Origin of the sequence: Micromonospora sp. LOL_021 (assembly GCF_048060215.1) — a bacterium.
Classification (GTDB): Bacteria; Actinomycetota; Actinomycetes; order Mycobacteriales; family Micromonosporaceae; genus Micromonospora_E.
Window position 1 is genome coordinate 290,726 of record NZ_JBHMIN010000002.1, and the last position, 20,987, is coordinate 311,712.

Below are 20,987 nucleotides of genomic sequence, written 5' to 3' on the forward strand. Positions count from 1 at the left end.
ATCGGCTGGACATACAGTTGTTGCTGGTGGGACGGGGGATACCCGGTCGGCGCCCTCAGTCCAGGCAGTCCCGCAACGCGGCGGTCAGCCGATTGGCCCGGTCGTCGTCAGCCGCGCCCATCTGGTTCAGTACGTACCCGAACCCGACCCGGTAGCGGTCGTCGGCGAAGCCCAGGTGCCCGCCCGCCCCGTCGTGGCCGAAGCTGCGGTCGCCGAGCATCGGGCGGATTCGGGGCGACCCGAGCAGGAACCCGGTCCCCCAGCGCTGCCCGGCGTCCGGACCGCCGTACCGCTGCCGGCCCTGCGAGCGCACCACCACCGCGTCGTCCACCGAGGCGGTGGTCAGCAGCGGTGGTCCGGCCACCGGCGCGACGCAGGCGGCGTACAGCCGGGCCAGGCCGGCGGCGGAGCTCACCCCACCGGCCCCGGGGACCTCGGCCGCCTGGACGGCCGGGTCGTTGAAGCTGACCAGGCCGGCGGCGTCCGCCGGGAAGTCGAACGCGCCGCCCATGGTCAACGACCGCTCGCTGACCCGGTCCGGGTAGCTGACCGGGTTGTCCGGCGGGGCCAGCGTCCAGGCGACGCTGTCGCGCTCGGCGGCCGGCAGCCCGATCCAGGTCCGCAGGCCGAGCGGCCCGGCCAGGGTGTCGCGGAAGAACTCCCCCACCGGTACGCCGGTAATCCGCCGGATCACCTCGCCGACCAGCCAGCCGTAGGTCAGCGCGTGGTACGTGTACGCCGTGCCCGGCTGCCACAGCGGGGTCTGCTCCTCGATCGCGGCGATCACCGGATCCCAGGCCAGCACCTGTTCCCGGGTCAGGTCACGGTCCAGCGCCGGCAGGCCGGCCCGGTGGGTGAACAGGTCACGGACCACGATGTCGGCCTTGCCGTTGCGACCGAACCCGGGCCAGTAGCGGGTGACCGGGGCGGCCAGGTCCAGCCGGCCGGACTGCACCAGCAGATAGGCGCAGACCGCCAGGATGCCCTTGGTGCAGGAGAAGACCACCGCCGGGGTGTCCCGCTGCCAGACCCGGCCGGTACGCGGATCGGCGAGCCCGCCGTACAGGTCGACGACCGGTCGACCGTCGACGTAGACGGCCAGGCCGGCGCCGACCTCGCCCCGGGTGGCGAAGTTGTCCCGGAACACGTCGGCGACCCGGCCGAAGCCGTCGGCGACGTCGCCATGGACGATCGGATCGTTGGACACGGTCACCCCTTCACCGACCCCTGCAGCAGGGCCTTGATGAACTGACGCTGGAAGACCAGGAAGACGATCAGCGTCGGGGTGAGGATCAGCAGCGACCCGGCGCACAGCAGCACCTGGTCGGTGCCCCACTGCCCCTGGAAGGCGCCGAGCGCCCCGGCCATGGTCCGCTTGGTGCCGTCGTCGACGAGCACGATGGCCAGCAGAAACTGGTTCCACGTCCAGAGGAACAGCAGGATGGTCAGCGAGGCGATCGCCGGCCGGGCCAGCGGCAGATGGATCCGCCAGAACAGCTGCCAGGTGCTGCTGCCGTCGACCCGGGCGGCCTCGGACAACTCGGCCGGCACGTTGATGAAGTGGGTCCGCATCCAGAACACGCCGAACGGCATGAAGAGCCCGATCAGCGGCAGGATGATCGCCCACCGGGTGTTCAGCAGACCGAAGTCCTGGATCTGGTAGTAGAGCGGAGTGATCACCGCCTCGAACGGCATGGTCAGGCCGAGCAGGAAGAACACGAAGACGAACCGGGCGCCGGGGATCTTCAGGTGACCGAGGCCGAAGCCGGCCATGGTGGCGATCACCACGGCGACCGGCACCACCCCGGCGACGATCAGGCCGCTGGACTTGAGCAGCGCGCCCATGTTGGCCACGGTGAAGGCGTCGGCGAAGTTGCCCCACTGCGGGTCGGACGGCCAGGTCAGCCCGGTCGGCACCGTGCCGCGGGGCTGCAGCGCCGCCGACAGCATGCTCACGAACGGCAGCAGGGTGACCAGGACCAGCAGGATCAGGAAGACCCGTCCGGTCACCTGCTCACTGCGACTGAGCCTCATCCCTTCTCCTCCCGGGTCAGACGCTGGATCGGCAGTACGCAGAGCAGCACCAGCGCCATCAGCACGATGGCCAGCGCGGAGGCGAGACCGACCTGCCGCTGGGCGAACGCCAGCCGGTAGATCTCCAGGCCCGGCACGGTGGTCTGGTAACCCGGTCCGCCGCTGGTCGAGATGTAGACGATGTCGAAGCTGGCCAGCGCCGCGATGACGGTCACCGTCAGGCAGACGCCGATCTCGCGACGCAGGCCGGGCAGGGTGACCGCGAAGAACTCCCGGACCGGGCCGGCACCGTCCATCCGGGCCGCCTCGTACAGGCTCGGGTCGATCTTGCCGATGCCGGTGATCAGCAGGATGGTGCACAGGCCGAGGGAGACCCAGGCGCCGATCATGCCGACCGACGGCAGGGCGGTGTCGAAGTCGCCGAGCCACGGCCGGGCCAGCCCGCCCAGGCCGACGGCGCGCAGCGCCTGGTTGACCACGCCGGACGACGAGAGCAGCCAGCTCCACGCGATGCCGGCGGCTACCAACGGGATGACCTGCGGAAGAAACAGAATCGTCCGGACGGCGGTGCCGAACAGACCGGTGGCCATCCGCCGGACCAGGCTGGCCACCAGCAACCCGACCCCGACCGGGACGAAACTGAAGAAGATGATCAGCACGAACGCGTTCCCGATGATCTTCAGCAGGTCGGAGTCGGTGAAGACGGTGAGGTAGTTGTCCAGCCCGGCCCACCGCGCGACGCCGATGCCGTTCCAGTCGTAGAGCGAGTACTGGAAGGTCAGCGTCAACGGGCGGACCACGAAGACCACGTACATCACCAGGGCCGGCACCACCCACAACCAGCCGGACCAGCGGCCCGCGCGGGCCCACCGGTTCCGGTGGGCCCGCGCGGGTGACGTGCTGCCGGTAGCGGGCAGCGTCATCGAGACAGTTCCTCTTCGTACTGGGCCTGGACCGCCTGCACGTACCCTTCCGGGGTCTGCTCGCCGACGATCAGCTTCTGCATCTCCGGGGTGATCGCCGAGGCGAAGATCGAGCCGGTGGCGTTGGCGGTGAAGTCCACCGCGCCGTTCTCCTCGGCCAGCTGCCCGCTGGCGGCGAGGGTCTGGGCGAGTACGGTGCCCTCGGCGGCGGTCGGCACCTCGAGGTCGGCCGGGCCGCCCGGGCTGGAGCCACCGACCTGCACCGAGATCTCCCGGGCCTTCTCGTTGGTGTGCACCCAGTGCAGGAAGAAGGCGGCGGCGTCGGGGTTCTTGGCCTTGGCGCCGACCCCGAAGGTGTTCGGGGCGGACATCGCCACGTGCGGGGCGTCCGCGGTCTCCCCCGGGAACAGGAAGAAGCCGACCTCGCCTGCCATGTTGGCGTCCAGGTTGCCGGACTCCCAGTCACCGTTGAACATGAACAGGCCGTTGCCCTCCTGGAACTGGCCCATCATCGCGGTGTAGTCGATGGCGTTGGCGTCCGCCGGGAAGTAGCCGGCCTGGGCCCACTTCTCGATGGTCTGGGTGGCCTTGAGCGCGGCTGGCGTGTCGAAGGTGGCGCCTTCCTTCTGGAAGATCCAGTCGGCGATCTCCTGCGGGTCGCCGTACTGGTTCTGCAGCGCCTGGTGCGGGAAGTTGATCCCGGCGGTGTCCTGGTTGAACTGCATGATCGGCTGGATGCCGGCGTCCTTGGCCGCGGCGAGCAGCTCCTCGAACTCGGCGATGGTCGCCGGCGGCTCGGTCATCCCGACCTGCTCGGCGAGTTCCTTGTTGTAGAACACGCCGGTGACGCTGTAGCCGAGGCCCATGCCGTAGAGCGAGCCGCTGCCCCGGGTGCCGTCCTCGGCGATCCGCAGCTGCTCCAGCTGCGAGGCGGGGAAGCTGTCCCAGCCGTACGCGTCGAAGTAGGGGTCGAGGTTCTTCAGCAGGCCGTCGGAGACCAGGTCGATCATGGTGGGCAGCCGGATGATGTCCGGCGCGTTGTCGCCGGCCAGCACCCGGGGAGCGTTCTCGACGATGACGGTGAACTGGTCCTCGCGCACGTTGAACGTGACGTTCGGGTACTGGTTGCTGAACTCGTCGGCGAGCGCCTTGGCCAGCGGGAAGCCGGTCTCGGCGTACATCTCCAGAGTGATCGGGTCGCTGCCCAGTTCGGTGCTGACCTCGGTGTCACCGTCGTCCTCGGTGACCGGGTCGGCACCCGGGGCCGAGCAGGCGGTGATGGCAAGGGCGGCCGCCATCAGCGGCGCCAGCACCAGCGCCGGGCGACCGGCGTGGAGCTTCCGCGCATATCTACGCATCTCGGGACTCCTTGAGTTGTCGCCGCCCCGCCGATCCCACGCGGCGCAGCGGTTCGTGATGTTTCGCCTGCGACGGCTCCGGTGCACCGTCGCCTGGTGCTCCGCCGTGACTGATCTGGCGGATCGTTCTAGCTAAACTGATTTAGCAGAGCATGCTGCGAGAAGCTCGTTGCTGTCAAGGACCAGTTGGCAACGGTCCGGAAACGGCTCGTTCACAGGTGGCGGGTCAGCCCGCCTGCCCCGGACCAGGGGCGGCATCGCATGATGGAGCATGGGCATGACCGGCGGAGGCAGTGCTGTGGACAGTGAACCCCTATCAAGAGGATCAACGGTGCGAAACAGGGCCACCTTGGCCGATGTCGCCCGCCGAGCCGGGCTGTCCAAGACCGCCGCGTCGATGGTGCTGAACGGGCGGGAGGGAACGCGCCTCTCCGTCGAGGCGCACCAGCGGGTCTTCGCCGCCGCCGAAGAACTAGGCTACCGCCCGAACGTCGCCGCACGAAGTCTCCGGACCAGGAAAACCGCCACGATTGCCTTCGTGTCCGACATCGTGGCAACTACCCGTTTTGCCGGTGGGCTGATCCGGGGCGCGCTGGACGCCGCCCGGGAGCGCGACCACGTACTGCTGATCACCGAGACGCAGGGCGACGCCGAGTTCGAGCGGTACGCGATCGAGGCCATGCTGGACCGGCAGGTCGACGGGGTGATCTACGCCGCGATGGCCACCCGCCGGCTGACCGTGCCACCGGCCATCCTGGGCGGCCCGGTGGTGCTGCTCAACGCCACCAGCCCGGACAACCTGCCGTGTGTGCTGCCGGACGACGAACTGGCCGGTCGGGCGGTCACCGAGGCCCTGCTCAAGCAGGGCCACCGGCAACGGATCGCGCTGATCGGGCGCAACCGACTCAAGGAACGCGACCCGGAGGTGTCGTTGGCCGCCGAGGCCAGGCTGCTCGGCATCCGGCACGCCCTGTCGGCCGCCGACGCCACGCTCTACGCCGAGCCGTTCTGCCGGGAGTGGCTGCCCGAGCACGGCTACACCGCGATGCGCACCCTGCTCGCCCGAGCCGTCCCACCCACTGCGGTGATCTGCATGAACGACCGCCTCGCCTTCGGGGCGTACCAGGCGATCGCCGACGCCGGGCTGAGCGTGCCCACCGACATCTCGGTCGTCTCGTTCGACGACGACCCGATCGCCACCTGGCTGCGGCCCGGTCTGTTCACGGCGGCGCTGCCGCACGAGCGGATGGGCCAGCGGGCGGTGGAGATCCTGCTCGACGGCGAGTCGACCGAGCGGTGCGTGGTGCCGATGCCGCTGCATCGCCGGAAGTCGATCGCCGCACCGGCGGACGGCGGCTGAGCAGCGACGCCGGCCGGCCCCTGGAGGTCCGTCCCAGCACGCCGGGTAGCGACACAGATTTGGCGCTAAACCGATTCACTGCTAGGTTTCCGGCATGCTTCGGCTACCGGATCACTGGGTGTGGGACAGCTGGTACGCACGGGACGACAGCGGCCGCTGGCACGTGTTCTTCCTGCGTGCCTCCCGGGCGTTGGGCGACCCGCACCGGCGGCACCACCGCGCCAGCATCGGCCACGCGGTCTCCACCGACCTGCGCAACTGGCGGCTGGTCGCCGACGCGCTGGTCCCAGCGGACGCACCCGCCTGGGACGACCTCGCCACCTGGACCGGCAGCACCGTCCGGGGTCCGGACGGCCGCTGGTACCTCTTCTACACCGGGGTCAGCCGGGCCGAGCAGGGGCTGGTGCAGCGGATCGGCCTGGCCGTCTCGGACGACCTGATGACCTGGCACCGGCACGGCACCGAACCGCTGGTCGAGGCCGACCCCACCTGGTACGAACTGCTCGACCGGGACGCCTGGTACGAACAGGCGTGGCGCGACCCGTGGGTCTTTCCGGATCCGACGGGTGCGGGCTGGCACATGCTGATCACCGCCCGGTCCGCCACCGGGCCGACCGACACCCGGGGCGTGATCGGGCACGCCACCTCGGACGATCTGATCACCTGGCAGGTCCGGCCACCGCTGTCCGTACCAGCGGGTTTCGGGCACCTGGAGGTCCCCCAGGTGGTGGTGATCGACGGACAGCCGCTGCTGCTGTTCTGCACCAACAACGCCGTCTCGCCGGCCCGGGGCGCGACCACCGACCAGATCTGGGTGGTGCCCGGCACCGCCACCACCGGCCCGTGGGACGTCGCCGCCGCGCGGCCGTTCACCCACCCCGGCCTGTACGCACCGCGCCTCGTACCCGACGCCGACCAGGACGGATGGCAGCTGATCGGCTTCCTGGACCACCTAAACGGGCGGTTCGTCGGCGAGATCATCGACCCGGTCCCGGTGCGGTACACCCCCGGCGTCGGGCTCACCCCGGTTCGCTGAGGTGGTAGCCACCGGCTGCTCGCTGGAGAGTCGCCAGCAGCCGGTGGCCACCAGCTGGCCGTCGTGCGGGTGCGGACCGCTCGCCCCCGTTGCTCCGCCCGCGTCGCCGCTCCCCGGGCTGCCTCTCCGGCCCGGACGGGTCACGGTGCGGATCGAACGCGTCCGTCGGCACCGGCCAGTGTGACGCTGCCCTGAGCGGGACAGCCGTCGTGGTGTAAGACGCCGCAGCCGCCGCTGAGGTTGCGATATTCACCAGGTACGCAACGATCGTCACTCCGACAGTGGCGTCGGTCACCGGGGCCGCCCGGGGTCGGGCAGTCGCGTGCGAGACTGGTGGGTCGGCCAGAAGGGGGATACCGACAGTGAACAACGGACCACTGATCGTCCAGTCGGACAAGACCTTGCTGCTGGAGATCGACCACCCGGACGCCACCGCGTGCCGGATGGCGATCGCCCCGTTCGCCGAGCTGGAGCGCTCGCCCGAGCACGTGCACACGTACCGGCTCACCCCGCTCGGCCTGTGGAACGCCCGCGCCGCCGGGCACGACGCCGAGAGCGTCGTCGACGCGCTGCTGAAGTTCTCCCGCTACCCGGTACCGCATGCGCTGCTGGTCGACGTCGCCGACACCATGGACCGGTACGGCCGGCTGCAGCTGGCCAACGACCCCGCGTACGGGCTGGTGCTGCGGACCACCGACCGGGCCGTGCTGACCGAGGTGATTAAGAGCAAGAAGCTCGCCGGCATGTTCGGCGACAAGATCGACGACGACACGGTGGCGGTGCACCCGTCCGAGCGGGGCCGGCTCAAGCAGGGCCTGCTCAAGCTCGGCTGGCCGGCCGAGGACCTGGCCGGCTACGTCGACGGCGAGGCGCACCCGATCGAGCTGGACACCGCCGGCGGCGACGGGCGTCCCGGCTGGTCGCTGCGGTCCTACCAGCAGGAGGCGGTCGAGCAGTTCTGGGCCGGCGGCTCCGGAGTGGTGGTGCTGCCCTGCGGCGCCGGCAAGACGCTGGTCGGCGCGGCCGCGATGGCCCAGGCCAAGGCGACCACGCTGATCCTGGTCACCAACACGGTCGCCGGCCGGCAGTGGAAACGGGAGCTGGTCGCCCGCACCTCGCTGACCGCCGACGAGATCGGCGAGTACTCCGGCGAGCGCAAGGAGATCCGCCCGGTCACCATCGCCACGTACCAGGTGCTGACCTCGCGCCGCAAGGGCGCCTTCACCCACCTCGACCTGTTCAACGCCCGCGACTGGGGCCTGGTGATCTACGACGAGGTGCACCTGCTGCCGGCGCCGATCTTCCGGTTCACCGCCGATCTGCAGGCCCGCCGCCGGCTCGGGCTGACCGCCACCCTGGTCCGCGAGGACGGTCGGGAAGGTGATGTCTTCTCACTGATCGGGCCGAAACGCTACGACGCGCCGTGGAAGGACATCGAGGCGCAGGGCTGGATCGCCCCGGCCGAATGCGTCGAGGTCCGGGTCACCCTGACCGACGCGGAACGGATGGGGTACGCGGTCACCGAGACCGAGGAGCGGTACCGGGCGGCGGCCACCGCGCGTACCAAGCTGCCGGTGGTCAAGGCGCTGGTCGACCGGCACCACGGCGAGCAGGTGCTGGTCATCGGGGCGTACATCGACCAGCTGCACCAGCTCGGCGAATACCTCGGCGCGCCGATCGTGCAGGGATCCACCACCAACAAGGAGCGGGAACGGCTCTTCGACGCGTTCCGGCACGGCGAGATCCCCACGCTGATCATCTCCAAGGTCGGGAACTTCTCCATCGACCTGCCGGAGGCGGCGGTGGCGATTCAGGTGTCCGGCACGTTCGGTTCCCGGCAAGAGGAGGCGCAGCGACTCGGCCGGGTGCTGCGGCCCAAGGCCGACGGCCGGCAGGCGCACTTCTACACCGTGGTCTCCCGGGACACCATCGACACCGAGTACGCCGCGCACCGGCAGCGGTTCCTCGCCGAGCAGGGGTACGCGTACACGATCGTCGACGCCGACGACGTCCTCGGCCCGGCCCTACCCTGACTCTTGGCTACGGAGCGGGACCGGCGGGCCGACGGTCAGCAGGTCGGCGAGCAGGTCACCGTACTCGTCGAGGCGGTCCAGCACCTCGGCGGCGGTGAACTGGCGGACGACGCCCGGCTCGCCGGCCGCCGCGGCCTCCACCTCGGGCCAGGTCAGCGGCGCGGAGGCGGCCGGCACCGGGCCGGCCCGCAGCGAGTACGGCGCCACCGTCGTCTTCGCCGCGTTGTTCTGGCTCCAGTCGATGAAGACCCGGCCGGGGCGCAGCCGCTTGGCCATTTTCGACGTGATCGTCTTCGGTGACCGGCGTTCCAGCTCCTCGGCGACCCGCTTCACGTAGCCGGAGACGACGTCGGCCGGCTGCCCGGCCGACACCGGCGCGCCGAGCTGCATACCCTTGCGGCCGGAGGTCTTCGGGAAGCAGGCGATGCCGTCGTCGGCGAACCGGTCCCGGATCAGCACCGCGACCGCGCAGCACTCCTCGATCCCGGCCGGTGCCCCCGGGTCGAGGTCGACGACCAGCAGGTCGGGGTCGGCGCCGACCCGCCACTGCGGGGTGTGCAGCTCCAGCGCGGCCAGGTTCGCCAGCCAGACCAGGGTGGGCAGGTCGTCGGCGACCACGAAGTCGATCTCGTCGCGGCCCCGCGACGACCCGGGGGTGGGCAGCCGCTCGGTACGTACCCAGTCCGGGGTGCTGGCCGGGGCGTTCTTCTCGAAGAAGAACTGGCCGTCGACGCCGTTCGGATAGCGGATCCGGGTGAGCGCCCGGTCGGCGAGATGCGGCAGCAGCGCTTCGGAGACGCGGGTGTAGTAGTCGATCACCTCGCCCTTGGTGAACCCGGCCGCCGGGTACAGCACCTTGTCCAGGTTGGACAACTCCAGCGACCGGCCGGCGACGTCCACCCGGATCCGGCGCTCGCCCGCGCCGAGACCGCGGTCAGCCCGCATCGGCGTCCTCCTCGGTGACGTCGGTGGCCGGCACGTCCGGGCGGATCCGCAGGAACCGGGGGAACCGCAGCCGCCCGTCCGGGGTCTGCTGGCCGTACCGTACTTCGATCACCACCTCTGGGCGTACCCAGATCGCGCTGCGGGCGTCCTCCCGGGGCAGCGGCGTGTCGAACGGTGACCTCTCGGCGCGCAGCGGCTCCAACGCGGCCAGCAGGGCCCGCTCGGCTGCCGACCCGATCCCGCCGCCGACCCGGCCGGTGAACCGCAGCGCGCCGCCCGCCGCGCCGGTCGCGTCCCGCACCGGTACGCCGACCAGCAGGCCGCCGAGCCGACGCACCCCGGGACGCCAGCCACCGACGACGAAGTCCCGGGTCAGCTCGATCTTGACCTTCACCCAGTCGGGGCTGCGGGCACCCGGCCGGTAGATCGCGTCGCGGCGCTTGGCGACCACGCCCTCCAGCCCGTGTTCGGCGGCGGCGGCCCGGGTCGCCGGCCCGTCGGTGAAGCTGGGCGGCACCGCCCACGCCGGCCCGGCCAGCCCGAGCGCTTCCAGCGCGTGCCGCCGGTCCCGGTACGGCCAGCCGGTCAGGTCCGCGCCGCGCAGCCGCAGCAGGTCGAAGATCATGTACGTGGCCGGCGCACCGGCGGCCAGCCGGGCAGCCCGCGCCGGATCCCGCACGTGCATCCGCTCGGCGAGCAGGGTGAACGACGGTCGGCCGGCGGCGTCGAGCAGCACCATCTCCCCGTCGAGCAGGGCGTCGTCCAGGGCGCGGGGCAGCCCGGACAGCTCCGGGTAGGCGATGGTGATCTCGGCACCGGACCGGGCGTACAGCCGCTGCCCGCCGGCGGAGATATCCGCCAGAGCGCGCACTCCGTCCCATTTGAACTCGTACCACCAGCCGGGGCCTGTGGGCAGCTCCCCGGTCGTCGCAAGCATCGGCCGCAGCGGTCCACCCGGCATCCTGCCACTGTAAAACCAGCAACGAAGTGGTCGCGCTGAGTTCTGTCGGATGCGATCCTGGATCAACACCGGGCCGACCTGGCGATCTTGACCTTGGGGAAGGGCGGGACAGGTCGGCGGCCGCCGGTGATGGCGAAGGAGACCAGCCATGCGCGCGATCTGGAAAGGCGCGGTGTCGTTCGGCCTCGTGTCGATCGGGGTACGCCTGTACTCCGCCACCGAGGAGAAGGACATCCGGTTCCACCAGGTGCACCGGGAGGACGGCGGTCGCATCCGGTACAAGCGGGTCTGCTCGGTCGACGGCGAGGAGGTCAGCTACGACGACATCGCCAAGGGCTACGACCTCGGCGGCGGCGAGATGGTGATCCTCACCGACGAGGACTTCGCCGACCTGCCGTTGAGCACCTCCCGGGCGATCGACGTGCTGGAGTTCGTGCCGGCCGACCAGGTCGACCCGATGCTCTACAACAAGGCCTACTACCTGGAGCCGGAAGGCACCGCGACCAAGCCGTACGTGCTGCTGCGCGACGCCCTGGCCGACTCGGACCGGGTGGCGATCGTCAAGGTCGCGATCCGGCAACGCGAACAGCTCGCCACCCTGCGGGTACGCGACAACGTGTTGGTGCTCAACACGATGCTCTGGCCGGACGAGATCCGGCAGGCGTCGTTCGGCTTCCTCGACGACGACATCCAGGTCCGCCCGCCGGAGCTGGCGATGGCCGCCTCGCTGATCGACTCGATGGCCGGCGAGTTCGCTCCGGACGAGTACACCGACGACTACCGGGCGGCACTGCAGGAGGTCATCGACGCCAAGGTGGAGGGCCGGGAGATCGTCGCCCCGGAGGAGGAAGAGGAGGCACCGGCCGCCGCGGTCGACCTGATGGCCGCACTGCGCGCCTCGGTCGAACGGGCCCGGGTGGCGCGCGGGGAAGCCGCTGGCGAGGCTTCGGACGAGGCTGCTGGCAAGGACCGGGAGCCCGCCGAGCCGACCCCGATCACCTCCGCCAAGTCGGCCAAGGCCGCCGCCGCGCCGGCGGCGAAGAAGGCGGCCCCAGCCAGGAGGACGGCTCCGGCGAAGAAGTCGGCGGCCGCCGACCAGAAGAAGACCACCGCCAAGAAGGCCCAGCCGGAGAAGAAGACCGACGCCCGCAAGGCCGCCGCAAAGAGCACCGGTCAGAAAACCGACGGTACGCAGAAGTCAGGTGCCCGCAAGACCGCCGCGAAGAAGACCGCTGACCGCAAATCCGCCTGAACCGCCCAACTCCGGACCCTCCCCCGGGGCAGGTACGAGTTTCAGCTTGATGCCACAGGTGCATCAAGATGCACCTGTGGCATCAAGCGTCAGCGGCTCGGGGCGACCCAGAATCGGCAGCCGACCTGGTCCAGATGCGCGGCCACCACCTGCCCGGCGTGCGCGGCGGCCAGCTCGGTGAGCTGCCCGACGATGTCCGGCACGGCCGGCGGCGCCAACTGCTGCGGCACCGGGATCGGCCGCGCCGGGTCGGCCGGCAGCGACTCGACCACCGCCAACTCCAGGTAGCGCAGGCAACAGCCGATCGCCTGCGGCACGCTGCGGCTCAACGGCTCGTCCACCGGCTCCAGCTCGTCCACCGGCCCCAGCTCATCCACCTGCCCCTTTCCACCGGCCGGGTTCGTCCCGCCGGCCGCAGTGCTGGTCACCGGCAACGCCTCGACGCCCCAGAGCAGGTCGTGCACCACCATCGGATCGTCGACGTACGGCCGCATGTCCCGCGCGGTCACCCGCAGCGCCAGACCGAGCCCGACCACCAGCGCAGCGAACGCGTCGAACGCCGGCAGTTCGGCCCAGTCGGTGGCGTGCACCAGCAGGCGGGCACCAGGTCGGCCGGCGGCGGCAGCCCGAAGGTACCGCCGGATCGGGTCCGGCCCGTCGCCGAGCACCGGCACCACCCCGTCGCGCAGCTCCTGCGGGACCACCCGCTCGCCGGTCAGGTCGAGCAGGTCCACCGGCCGTACGCCGAACACCCCGGCCAGCCTGCTCAGCCGGAACCGTTCCGGCAACCGCACCACCGGCGGCCCACCCGACTCCACGACGGACGCAGCGGTGTCCCCGCTCGTGGTGCGGCTCGGCCGCCATTCGACGTGCGTCGCCCGGTCCCGCAGATTGGTGACGGTGACGACGACACCGTCGAACTGCCGGCCGTGACCGCCGCACCGCCGGCAGGTCAGCACCGGGTGCCGCCAGCCGGTGGCGTGACAGTCCGGGCACGGCACACTCGGGACCGGTTCGCCGAGCCACGGCGGCAGCGGCGGCTGCCAGGTCCGGCGCAGCACCGGGGCCAGTTCGGGGATCGCCGGCCGGGGGCCCGGGATCCGGCACAGCGACGTGTGCCGCCAGCGGCGGTCCCGCCAGATGGCCTGCGCCCCGGCGGTCCACTCCCCCGCGCCGGCCGGGACCGGCGGCGGCGTACCGCAGTCCTGGACGATGCGGCGCTCCAGCCGTTCGACGTCGATCCCGTCGGGCGGCGCCGCCGACCGCAACGCCGGCAGCAGGAAGTGCGCCGGCGCGGTCAACGACCGCTCGGCCAGCCCGGCCAACGCGTCCGCCACGGCGGTACCGTCGACGGCGGCGGGCAGGCTCGCGGCGTACCCGCGCTGGTCACGGGGCACGGCCGCACCGGGCGTCTCGAACCTGATGTCCCAGTTGAGGCCGGCCGCCAACACCCCCCACCGGGCTTCGACGACCAGGTCGAGGCAGAGCAGGTCGGCCAGCGCGCACAGCCGGCCCAACGACTCGTCGACGCTGACCGGCGGCTCAGCCACCGTACGCCCGAAGTGGATCGACCAGGCCGGGTGGCCGGGACCGGCGTGCGCCGCCGCGAGCCCGGCGGCCCGCTCGGCGGCCGGCAGGTCCGGCCGCCAGGTCGACGGCAGGGTCAGCACCGGATCGGCGCCCAGCGTGGCGGTGTGGTCCAGGTAGCGCAGGTCACGCAGCGTCGAAAGGTCGACCTTGACCTGCGCCGCCAACTCGTCACGCACCGGCCACAGTGGTACCTCCCAGCCGCCGTGCGGTGCCTGCTCCGGCGCGATGTCGCCGGGCACCACGCTGGCGGAGGCGACCGCGCCGGTGTCCAGGTTCGCGACGGTCAGCACCAGTTGGGTGCGCGGCCCGGCGGTCATGCGTACATCCGGGTCTGGGTGGACTGCCACTCGCGCAGCGCCCGCTTGATCCGCAGGTTCTCGTCGTCGGTGCGCCGCAGGTCGTCCCGCAGGGCGGTCAGGTCCTCGGCGACGTAGTGCAGGAAGGCGTACACCTCGGCGGGGTCGAGGCCGCGCCGCACCTCGCGGAACCGGCGGTCGCGGACCTGGCCGGGGTGGATCCGGGGCCGCAACGGCGGCCGGCGAAACACTCCGGCGTTGCGAAGCACTCCGGCGTTGCGGGGCCGCAGGTGCTGCGGTGGCTCGACCACCCGGTTTGCTCGCCGGCCTGGTCGGTTGAAGATCCGGTGGAGAAGGTTGCGCATCGTCGGGGTTCCCCTTCGGTCAGGAGTACGCCGACAGCTGGTGCCGCCGACGCGATGCCGCGCTGTTGCTGTGCCTGATCTGCTCCCGGTGCTGGTGCTGCGTATCTGTGTGCTTGGACGGGGCGACCCGCCGGCCGGGAAGGCCGAAGCGGGAGGACTCGCAGCCGACGGGTCGCCCCAGCTCCGGCGGTCGCAGCCTCGTTCGGCGAGTACGACCCCGGAGCGGCTCATGCTGGATCTCTGCTGCTCACGGGCTTACGGGTTTCGCGGGGATTCGCTCGGGTAGGGCGGTCGGGGCGGGCAAGCCGCGCGCCACCACCCCGCCCCGACCAGTGCACGAGCACCCCGTCGTTGCCACGCGAGGAAGCGCTCGTAGCGATGAACTTATGTGCGGATGTCGCCGGTGTCAACCTCCACGCGGAGGCTACCTAAACCTTGCTCCACACATAAGTGACGTGGTCGAATGGAGGTGCCACGCGAGGGAGCGCCATGCCTGTTTTGCCCGACTATTTCAAGATCTCGAACGCCATCGTTGCCGACGTCAAGAACGGCAAACTGAAGGCGGGCGACAAACTGCCGTCGATCGCGCAGCTCTGCAAGCAGTATGAGGTGAGCCCGTCAACGATCCGCCTGGTGTTTGTGCGCCTCGAAGCACTCGAGGTCATCGACCGCCACCAGGGCAAGGGTGTGTTCATCACCGATCCGGCGACGTGGATGCGCAAGCCGTAGGGCCTCGACCGGCCACCGGTGACCTGCCGTCTGCGTCTCGTCAGGGCATCGCCGGTCGATGATCAACTGCGCCTCATCGACTCGACACGCCGACGGCCTGTCAGAACGCGCGCATCCGATCACCACGCTCGGACCACGAAGCCCGGCCGTCAAGCCGTCCCGGGCAGCCGGCACATACGCACACCCCCTCCCTGATCAGATCGCCCGTTGACGTCTGCCGGCCACCCGGCGAGGCGATATCACCTGCTCAGCCGCCACCCGATCCGTTTTGCCGAACCAACCGGAGACGACCACGGCTCAACTTACTGCACTTACTACAGCAAGTCTACCCCGCCTTCGCGGGACCAACTTGGCTTAGTTATTGCAGTAAGTCATCCAGGTGCGGCACGATCAGGGTGCCGAACCAACTGGAGACACCCCATGCCAACTGCAAAACCGTCGTTCCGAGAGATCGTCGACGACATCGCTGCCAAGATCAACAGTGGCGAGCTGGTCCCCGGCGAGAAGCTGCCGTCAACCAGCGAGCTTGCCGATGCCTACGACGTCAGCACCGGTACGGTCTACCGCGCGCTGTCACTCCTCCACGACCGCAATTTGATCATCGGCCAACAGGGACGCGGCACCTACGTTGCCGACCACTCGACCGGCTAGCCCGACGCCAACCCCGGCCAGGGCGAACCGCCCTGGTCAGACTCGCCCACCCGACTCCACTCTCGCCCTCAGTGACCACCAACGCCGACACGGACGGCCAAACACCGCACCCTCGGTCTCGAGTTGAAGCTGACGCACATTGTCCCGCCGGGTTGACGTGCGTCAGCTTCAACTCGCGGCGAGCGGCGTGGACACCGACCGCCCACCCGTCACGGTCGGTGAAGATCGTTCCGGCAACACGGCACACATGTACCGCATCCCGCCAAGCAGCCAACCAGCTACGCCGCTGGTCCACTGTGCCTACCAGCAGACCGTCCCCGTAGCGGACAGACGGTAGCCTTCACGTCACCAGAAGGCGCAACACGTCGCGGATTGCGTCACCCCTGTCTGGACGGATGCCTACATGTCGGTCAACGATGTCAAGGTGCGTATCGGGCTGGCCATCGAAGCCGCCGAGGAGGCCAAGAAGCTCATCGAGCAGCTTGCGGAAGTCGCGGCGGAAGCGGGTGACCTGGCGCTGCGCACCGTACACGACAGCCAGCACGACTGCGTCAACGAAGGCCGGGAGCACTTCAAGGCAGCGATCAGGGAGGTTGAGCTGACCATCCGTCGGATCGATGCGTGTGTCGAGCATGCCCGGGTGTACCGGAGGGAACTCGGGTGACCCTGGCTGACGTGGTCGCACAGCTCCGTACCGCCGTCGAGCGACTGGACCAAGCCGCCGCAGGAGCTACTCGCGCCCAGGCGGACCTGGCCCAGGCGCACCGGCACCTCGACGAAGCCGGTGCCGGGTCCGACCACAGTGAGATCCGGGGTGCCGTCGACGATGCCGCGGTCGCGGCGGCCAAGGCCGGCCGACTCGGCAACCTGCTCGCCAAGTCGGCAGAGGCGTTCTCCAGGTACGGCAACCACATCATGCCCGGCTCGATGCCCGTCGGCCGAGCCAACCCGGATACCAGCCTGCCCTCCGGCGAAGAGATCGTCGCCAGCACCGCACGCCCGAAGAGCTGGCACCGACGAATCGCCAAGAAGAGTGTTGAGAATGCCGAGACCGCCGGCGACGTGACCGGAAAGATAACGGATGCGATAACCCAGCTTGGACCGAAGGGAACCACATCCACGGTACAACATCCCTCGACACCCGGTCCCTCCAACCAAAGCCCCGGTTACGCTGAATCCGCCGAGTCCGCCGCAATTGTACTCGCGGCAACGCTTGCCCTTATCCTGAAAAAGCTCGACGATAGGAAGTCTCGGAGGCGGAACATTGACGACTGACCGCGAGCCGTACCTGGAACTCCTCCGGGAGCTCACCCACGGCGACCCAGCTGCCTATCGGGAGCGCTGCCGGCAGCTTGACGAAGCAGGGTGGCAGGAGCTCGGGCTTGTGCTCGGAGCAGCGTTTTTCCTCGCTGCACGCGAGCGGCTCGGGGACAGGACAACCAGGGGCGAGGTTATTCGCCTGGTCGCCAAGGTTCGCAGCAAGTTCGCGGACACCACGCTGAATCTTGATCCGGAGCTGGCCGAGAAAATGCTGATCTCGGCCCTGACCGGCGAAACCGGCGACGTTGAGGGTGCTGAGCAGGGCGCACTACTTGAAACCGAACTCGTCGTGCTGTGGCATTTACTCTCGGACGCACCAGCAGACAAGTTGGACCGCTTCCTCGCTGAGGTCGACCAGCTCGCGGAGGAGTGGAGTGAAGAAGATTAGTCCAGGGGCGGTTGCCCTGGTACGGGCGTTGCTCGCCCTCGACGACGACACAGACGGGCCGACCGCCCAGGAAGATGTTCCGCCCGAGGACCAGCTCGGGGTGGCAGCACTCTTCACCTCCTTGTTCGTCCTCGCCGTGCAACGGCAGTACCCGGAGGGTGCCAGCCGCAGCGAGATCATCCGCTTCGTCGCGGAGCTTCGCGCCGCCCTTCCCGCGAGCACGTCGGTCGATGCGCGGGCGACCGAGGGGATGATCACCTCCGTGGTGGACGCGAAGCGCCGGGAGGAGATCCCGCCGGATGTGGCGGCGGAGTCGGTGATGGAGGTCATCCAGTATCTTCTCGCCCCAGCCAAGATCGGCACGGACGAGCTGGAAGCAGTCTTTGCGCGGGCCATCGCGTACGCCGAGGAGCACGGCCTCGACGCTCAGCTGCGAGTGGAAGAGTCCTACGGGAGCCAGCCCTAATCCAACATCAGGCGCTTCCGATCACCGCGCTCGGACTACGACCAAGACCGCTGCCCTCGTCAGACCCGCACGGCCAACTCAGGCTACCTACCCGGCTTCACTTTCACTCTCAGTGACCACCAATGCCAGGACGGGCGGTCAACATCGGACCTTCGCGTCGAGGTGAGGCTGACGCACGTTACTCCGCGGGTTTGACGTGCGTCAGCCTCACCTCGACATAAGCGGAGTGGGCACCACTCTGCACCGTTGACGGTCAGTGACGCGGAGTCCTGTCAGATAGGGAGCAAATACCGCGTAAGCCACGTTCCCGACGCTCGGGGCAGGCACCGGGCGGCCATACCCAGCGCGCCGTCACACCCGTTGTACATTGACAGTCACTGATGTAACGATGAGGGTGCCTACAGTGGCCTGGGCCGGCGGACAACTGTGGGACCGTCCGTCCTGCCGGCCCAGCTAGGTCGGCACGGGTTCCTGGGATCAAGGGAGACCAGCCCCCATGTCGTTGTCGTCCACCCCACCGACGCGTCACCGTACCGATGAAGTGCCCCGCAGCCGCCGACGGACCTCGTGGTGGCGGGCCGCGTGGTGGCGGGCCGCGGCCGGCGTCGCCGCCGCGATACTTCTCGCCACCAGCGGTACGACGGCGGCCAGCGCCCCGGCACACGCGGCCGGCACGACCGCCGGGGCCGCCACCAGTGCCGGATGCCTGACGGTGACAATCGAGAGCAGCTACTGGAACAACGGCCCGGACAGCGGTGGCGTCTTCCGCGACATCACCATCACCAACGCCTGCGCCACGGCGGTCACCGGCTGGAAACTGGTCCTGACGCTGCCGGCCGGCGAAACGGTCCAGCAGGGCTGGAACGCCAACTGGACCCTGGACGGCACAACCCTCACTGCCGCTCCGACGACGTGGAACAACATCATCGCCGCCGGCAGATCGGTCGAGATCGGATACGTCGGTGCCTGGACCGGCGACCGACCGCAGGATCCGGGCTGCACCATCAACGGCGACCCGTGCGACGGCAACCAACCCGGGCCGGGGCCGGCACCCGAGGTGACGCTGACCAGTCCGGTCGACAACAGCTACCTGGTGTCGGTCTGCGCCATCCGGATGACCGCCGACGCCAGCACCAAGACCGGGACGATCGAACGGGTCGAGTTCCACATCAACAACCAGCTCGTCGGCAGCGACACGACGGCCCCGTACGGCATCGACGTTCCACCCGACCACCCGGCGCTGCGCGACGGCGACACCAGTGACGGCTTCCCACGGCACACCGCCTTCGCTCGGGTCGTCACCGTCTCACCGGCGGACACCGCCGACTCGGCGACGATCACCTTCAGCCAGGCCGCGCCGCCACCGGCGCTGATGGTGATCGCCTGTCCGTCGCAGGTGGAGGTGTCGGCCGGTGGCTCAGCGACCATGACGTTCGTGACCGTCTGCGCTGCCGCCCCGGCGCTGCATCTGACGGTGACCGGCGACCCCGGAGTCAGCGTCACCCCGACGGTCACCCGGCCCGGCAGCACGGAACACCCGGTCACCATCACCGCCGCACCCGGCAGCGCCGGAGCCGTAGCCCAGGTCAGGGCGACGGCCGACACCGGCTCGTGTCTGCCGGCCACAGCAACGGTCACCGTCGGCCCACCCGACTGACGAAACGGCTCAGCCCGCTGAGCCGGCGGTACCGCCGGGCCGCCTATCCGGCGCTGGCCGGAGTGCCGGCACCGTCCAAGGACGGGTAGTCGGTGTAGCCGTGGGCGTCACCGCCGTACACCGTCGCCTGGTCGACCTCGTTGAGCGGAGCCTGCTCACGCCAGCGGCGTACCAGGTCGGGGTTGGCGATGAACGGTCGACCGACCGCGACCGCGGTCGCCTTGCCGCTACGTACCAGGGTCTGCGCGGTTTCCCGGTCGGTGACCGACGCGAACCCGGTGTTGACCACGACCGGGCCGCCGAACCGGGCCGACAGGTCCGCGAGCAGCGGATCGGCCGGGTCGATCGACAGGTGCAGGAAGGCCAGGCCGAGCGGGGCGATCGCGTCGACCAGCCCCCGGTAGGTGGCGGCGGTCTCGGCCGGATCGTCCTCGACCAGCCCGTTGGCGCCGTTGGCCGGGGAGAGCCGCAGCCCGACCCGTTCCGGGCCGATCTCCTGGGCGACGGCGGTGACCGTCTCGGCGACGAACCGGGCACGGGCGGCCGGCGAACCGCCGTACCCGTCGGTGCGCTGATTGGTCGGCGGGGCGAGAAACTGGTGCAGCAGGTAGCCGTTGGCGCCGTGCAGCTCGACGCCGTCGAGGCCGGCGTCGACGGCCGAACGCGCCGCCTGCCGGAACTCGTCGACCACCTGCGGCAGCTCGTCGGTGGTCAGGGCGCGCGGCGTCGGGTACGGCTGCATGCCGGTGGCCGTGATCATCGTGCCGTCGGCGGTGACGGCGCTCGGCGCGACGGTCTCCTGCCCGTGCTTGTTGTCCGGGTGGGCGATCCGACCGGCGTGCATCAGCTGGGCGACGATCCGGCCGTCGGCGGCGTGCACCGCCTCGGCGATCCGCCGCCAGCCGTCGACCTGCGCGGGCGTGTGCAGGCCGGGGGTGTTCGGGTAGCCCTGCCCGACGGCGCTCGGCTGCACCCCCTCGGTGATGATCAGGCCCGCGGTGGCCCGCTGCTGGTAGTAGGTGGCGGCGTGCTCGTTGGGTACCCCGTCGGGCTGCGCCCGGTTGCGGGTCATGGGTGCCATCAACACCCGGTTGGGCAGGTTCCACTTGCCGATGATCACCGGCTCGAACAGCTCAGGCATGGTCAGGTCTCCCCAGGAGGTGGTGAATGGTCAGAAGGCGTACGGGCGTCAGAAGGCGTACGGGCCGAATCGGCCCCAGGCGACGACGGCGGCCATCGCCAGGAGGACCAGGTTGGGCAGAATCGCCGGGTACTCCTTGCGCCGGGCGTGCACGATCGCGGCGCCGATCATCATCGCGACCAGGCCGAGGGCGGCCAGCGGCACGAACACCGGGGCGATCCCGGTGACCGCCGGCAGGATCAGGCCGATCGCGGCAAGGATCTCCAGCGCGCCGATGGTCCGTACCAGGCCCATGGGGAAGTCGGCGGCGAAGCCCATGCCCTTCTCGACGAGCTTCTCTCTCGGCTGGCTGACCTTCATCAGCCCCGCGCCGAGGAACGCTGCGGCGAGCAGTCCGGCGAGCACCCAAAGAACGATGTTCATATCTGTCTCCGACGTCGGATCGCTTTAAGCTTGAAGCGAGGCTAGTCCGCGATGACTTC

At 70.1% G+C, this 20,987-nt stretch carries 21 protein-coding genes; 11 read left to right on the plus strand and 10 right to left on the minus strand.

The genetic code is table 11. The features are described from left to right. Window positions 1-55: 55 nt before the first annotated feature. The 4 genes from ACFHWT_RS03465 to ACFHWT_RS03480 are packed head-to-tail and all read right to left on the minus strand — an operon-like array spanning window position 56 to window position 4,315. Complete coding sequence (locus tag ACFHWT_RS03465) at window positions 56-1,213, minus strand: serine hydrolase domain-containing protein (protein ID WP_416593094.1); 1,158 nt, start codon at window positions 1,211-1,213, stop codon at window positions 56-58. Further along, entirely contained in the window at window positions 1,210-2,034 is an 825-nt protein-coding gene (locus ACFHWT_RS03470) for a carbohydrate ABC transporter permease (protein WP_416593095.1), read from the minus strand. Before ACFHWT_RS03470 ends, ACFHWT_RS03465 begins: the two co-directional genes overlap by 4 nt. Beyond that, window positions 2,031-2,957, minus strand: a complete 927-nt coding sequence (locus ACFHWT_RS03475) for a carbohydrate ABC transporter permease (RefSeq protein ID WP_416593096.1) — start codon at window positions 2,955-2,957, stop codon at window positions 2,031-2,033. Before ACFHWT_RS03475 ends, ACFHWT_RS03470 begins: the two co-directional genes overlap by 4 nt. Then, the gene (locus ACFHWT_RS03480) at window positions 2,954-4,315 is read right to left on the minus strand and encodes an ABC transporter substrate-binding protein (RefSeq protein ID WP_416593097.1); all 1,362 of its coding nucleotides are present in this window, start codon (window positions 4,313-4,315) and stop codon (window positions 2,954-2,956) included. The genes ACFHWT_RS03475 and ACFHWT_RS03480 overlap by 4 nt, the downstream gene beginning before the upstream one ends. Before the next feature lie 331 nt (window positions 4,316-4,646). Here ACFHWT_RS03480 and ACFHWT_RS03485 point away from each other — a divergent pair, with 331 nt between their 5' ends. The 3 genes from ACFHWT_RS03485 to ACFHWT_RS03495 all read left to right on the plus strand — a co-directional run bounded on the left by ACFHWT_RS03485 (window position 4,647) and on the right by ACFHWT_RS03495 (window position 8,744). After that, window positions 4,647-5,675, plus strand: coding sequence for a LacI family DNA-binding transcriptional regulator (locus ACFHWT_RS03485; protein ID WP_416593098.1), 1,029 nt, complete (start codon window positions 4,647-4,649; stop codon window positions 5,673-5,675). Window positions 5,676-5,769: 94 nt separating this feature from the next. After that, window positions 5,770-6,711 carry a glycosyl hydrolase family 32 gene (locus tag ACFHWT_RS03490; RefSeq protein WP_416593099.1) on the plus strand — a complete coding sequence of 314 codons (942 nt, stop codon included), beginning with the start codon at window positions 5,770-5,772 and terminating at the stop codon, window positions 6,709-6,711. A 362-nt stretch (window positions 6,712-7,073) separates the two neighbouring features. After that, window positions 7,074-8,744: a DNA repair helicase XPB gene (locus tag ACFHWT_RS03495; RefSeq protein ID WP_416593100.1), complete on the plus strand. Its 1,671-nt coding sequence runs from the start codon at window positions 7,074-7,076 to the stop codon at window positions 8,742-8,744. Here ACFHWT_RS03495 and ligD (ACFHWT_RS03500) read toward each other — a convergent pair. Together ligD (ACFHWT_RS03500) and ligD (ACFHWT_RS03505) are read right to left on the minus strand one after the other, a co-directional pair. Further along, window positions 8,736-9,689 carry a non-homologous end-joining DNA ligase gene (ligD, locus tag ACFHWT_RS03500; protein ID WP_416593101.1) on the minus strand — a complete coding sequence of 318 codons (954 nt, stop codon included), beginning with the start codon at window positions 9,687-9,689 and terminating at the stop codon, window positions 8,736-8,738. The two genes, ACFHWT_RS03495 and ligD (ACFHWT_RS03500), sit on opposite strands and share 9 nt — an antisense overlap. Continuing rightward, window positions 9,679-10,650, minus strand: a complete 972-nt coding sequence (gene ligD / locus ACFHWT_RS03505) for a non-homologous end-joining DNA ligase (protein WP_416593102.1) — start codon at window positions 10,648-10,650, stop codon at window positions 9,679-9,681. The genes ligD (ACFHWT_RS03500) and ligD (ACFHWT_RS03505) overlap by 11 nt, the downstream gene beginning before the upstream one ends. A 148-nt stretch (window positions 10,651-10,798) precedes the next feature. Between ligD (ACFHWT_RS03505) and ACFHWT_RS03510 the strand changes: the two genes are divergently transcribed. Next, window positions 10,799-11,902 (plus strand): Ku protein, encoded by a 1,104-nt coding sequence (locus ACFHWT_RS03510; protein WP_416593103.1) that lies wholly within the window; start codon window positions 10,799-10,801, stop codon window positions 11,900-11,902. 89 nt (window positions 11,903-11,991) lie between these two features. On the opposite strand, the gene ACFHWT_RS03515 is transcribed toward ACFHWT_RS03510, so the two are convergent. Together ACFHWT_RS03515 and ACFHWT_RS03520 are read right to left on the minus strand one after the other, a co-directional pair. Beyond that, window positions 11,992-13,809 (minus strand): hypothetical protein, encoded by a 1,818-nt coding sequence (locus tag ACFHWT_RS03515; protein ID WP_416593104.1) that lies wholly within the window; start codon window positions 13,807-13,809, stop codon window positions 11,992-11,994. Next, window positions 13,806-14,153, minus strand: coding sequence for a DivIVA domain-containing protein (locus ACFHWT_RS03520; RefSeq protein ID WP_416593105.1), 348 nt, complete (start codon window positions 14,151-14,153; stop codon window positions 13,806-13,808). The genes ACFHWT_RS03515 and ACFHWT_RS03520 overlap by 4 nt, the downstream gene beginning before the upstream one ends. Before the next feature lie 489 nt (window positions 14,154-14,642). On the opposite strand from ACFHWT_RS03520, the gene ACFHWT_RS03525 reads away from it, so the two are divergent. The 7 genes from ACFHWT_RS03525 (at window position 14,643) to ACFHWT_RS03555 (ending at window position 19,364) form a co-directional block, all read left to right on the plus strand. Then, entirely contained in the window at window positions 14,643-14,882 is a 240-nt protein-coding gene (locus ACFHWT_RS03525) for a winged helix-turn-helix domain-containing protein (RefSeq protein ID WP_278173418.1), read from the plus strand. 420 nt (window positions 14,883-15,302) lie between these two features. Continuing rightward, the gene (locus tag ACFHWT_RS03530) at window positions 15,303-15,533 is read left to right on the plus strand and encodes a GntR family transcriptional regulator (protein WP_416593106.1); all 231 of its coding nucleotides are present in this window, start codon (window positions 15,303-15,305) and stop codon (window positions 15,531-15,533) included. A 403-nt stretch (window positions 15,534-15,936) separates the two neighbouring features. Then, the gene (locus ACFHWT_RS03535; protein WP_281552024.1) at window positions 15,937-16,197 is read left to right on the plus strand and encodes a hypothetical protein; all 261 of its coding nucleotides are present in this window, start codon (window positions 15,937-15,939) and stop codon (window positions 16,195-16,197) included. Next, window positions 16,194-16,808: a hypothetical protein gene (locus ACFHWT_RS03540; protein ID WP_416593107.1), complete on the plus strand. Its 615-nt coding sequence runs from the start codon at window positions 16,194-16,196 to the stop codon at window positions 16,806-16,808. The genes ACFHWT_RS03535 and ACFHWT_RS03540 overlap by 4 nt, the downstream gene beginning before the upstream one ends. Beyond that, on the plus strand, window positions 16,798-17,241 hold the full coding sequence (locus ACFHWT_RS03545) for a hypothetical protein (protein WP_416593108.1): 444 nt from the start codon (window positions 16,798-16,800) through the stop codon (window positions 17,239-17,241). The genes ACFHWT_RS03540 and ACFHWT_RS03545 overlap by 11 nt, the downstream gene beginning before the upstream one ends. Before the next feature lie 28 nt (window positions 17,242-17,269). After that, entirely contained in the window at window positions 17,270-17,707 is a 438-nt protein-coding gene (locus ACFHWT_RS03550) for a hypothetical protein (protein ID WP_416593109.1), read from the plus strand. Window positions 17,708-18,203: 496 nt separating this feature from the next. Further along, window positions 18,204-19,364: a cellulose binding domain-containing protein gene (locus ACFHWT_RS03555; RefSeq protein ID WP_416593110.1), complete on the plus strand. Its 1,161-nt coding sequence runs from the start codon at window positions 18,204-18,206 to the stop codon at window positions 19,362-19,364. Window positions 19,365-19,407: 43 nt separating this feature from the next. On the opposite strand, the gene ACFHWT_RS03560 is transcribed toward ACFHWT_RS03555, so the two are convergent. Both ACFHWT_RS03560 and ACFHWT_RS03565 read right to left on the minus strand, forming a co-directional pair. Beyond that, complete coding sequence (locus tag ACFHWT_RS03560) at window positions 19,408-20,505, minus strand: alkene reductase (RefSeq protein WP_416593111.1); 1,098 nt, start codon at window positions 20,503-20,505, stop codon at window positions 19,408-19,410. A 48-nt stretch (window positions 20,506-20,553) separates the two neighbouring features. Continuing rightward, entirely contained in the window at window positions 20,554-20,928 is a 375-nt protein-coding gene (locus ACFHWT_RS03565) for a DoxX family protein (protein WP_281552031.1), read from the minus strand. Between the last annotated feature and the right edge of the window lie 59 nt (window positions 20,929-20,987).

Bases quoted from the DNA above. Each gene is read 5' to 3' on its own strand.
- ACFHWT_RS03470 (WP_416593095.1), bottom strand. From the start codon at position 2,034: ATGAGGCTCAGTCGCAGTGAGCAGGTGACCGGACGGGTCTTCCTGATC.
- ACFHWT_RS03475 (WP_416593096.1), bottom strand. From the start codon at position 2,957: ATGACGCTGCCCGCTACCGGCAGCACGTCACCCGCGCGGGCCCACCGG.
- ACFHWT_RS03480 (WP_416593097.1), bottom strand. From the start codon at position 4,315: ATGCGTAGATATGCGCGGAAGCTCCACGCCGGTCGCCCGGCGCTGGTG.
- ACFHWT_RS03490 (WP_416593099.1), top strand. From the start codon at position 5,770: ATGCTTCGGCTACCGGATCACTGGGTGTGGGACAGCTGGTACGCACGG.
- ligD (WP_416593101.1), bottom strand. From the start codon at position 9,689: ATGCGGGCTGACCGCGGTCTCGGCGCGGGCGAGCGCCGGATCCGGGTG.
- ligD (WP_416593102.1), bottom strand. From the start codon at position 10,650: ATGCCGGGTGGACCGCTGCGGCCGATGCTTGCGACGACCGGGGAGCTG.
- ACFHWT_RS03510 (WP_416593103.1), top strand. From the start codon at position 10,799: ATGCGCGCGATCTGGAAAGGCGCGGTGTCGTTCGGCCTCGTGTCGATC.
- ACFHWT_RS03515 (WP_416593104.1), bottom strand. From the start codon at position 13,809: ATGACCGCCGGGCCGCGCACCCAACTGGTGCTGACCGTCGCGAACCTG.
- ACFHWT_RS03520 (WP_416593105.1), bottom strand. From the start codon at position 14,153: ATGCGCAACCTTCTCCACCGGATCTTCAACCGACCAGGCCGGCGAGCA.
- ACFHWT_RS03525 (WP_278173418.1), top strand. From the start codon at position 14,643: ATGCCTGTTTTGCCCGACTATTTCAAGATCTCGAACGCCATCGTTGCC.
- ACFHWT_RS03530 (WP_416593106.1), top strand. From the start codon at position 15,303: ATGCCAACTGCAAAACCGTCGTTCCGAGAGATCGTCGACGACATCGCT.
- ACFHWT_RS03535 (WP_281552024.1), top strand. From the start codon at position 15,937: ATGTCGGTCAACGATGTCAAGGTGCGTATCGGGCTGGCCATCGAAGCC.
- ACFHWT_RS03555 (WP_416593110.1), top strand. From the start codon at position 18,204: ATGTCGTTGTCGTCCACCCCACCGACGCGTCACCGTACCGATGAAGTG.
- ACFHWT_RS03560 (WP_416593111.1), bottom strand. From the start codon at position 20,505: ATGCCTGAGCTGTTCGAGCCGGTGATCATCGGCAAGTGGAACCTGCCC.
- ACFHWT_RS03565 (WP_281552031.1), bottom strand. From the start codon at position 20,928: ATGAACATCGTTCTTTGGGTGCTCGCCGGACTGCTCGCCGCAGCGTTC.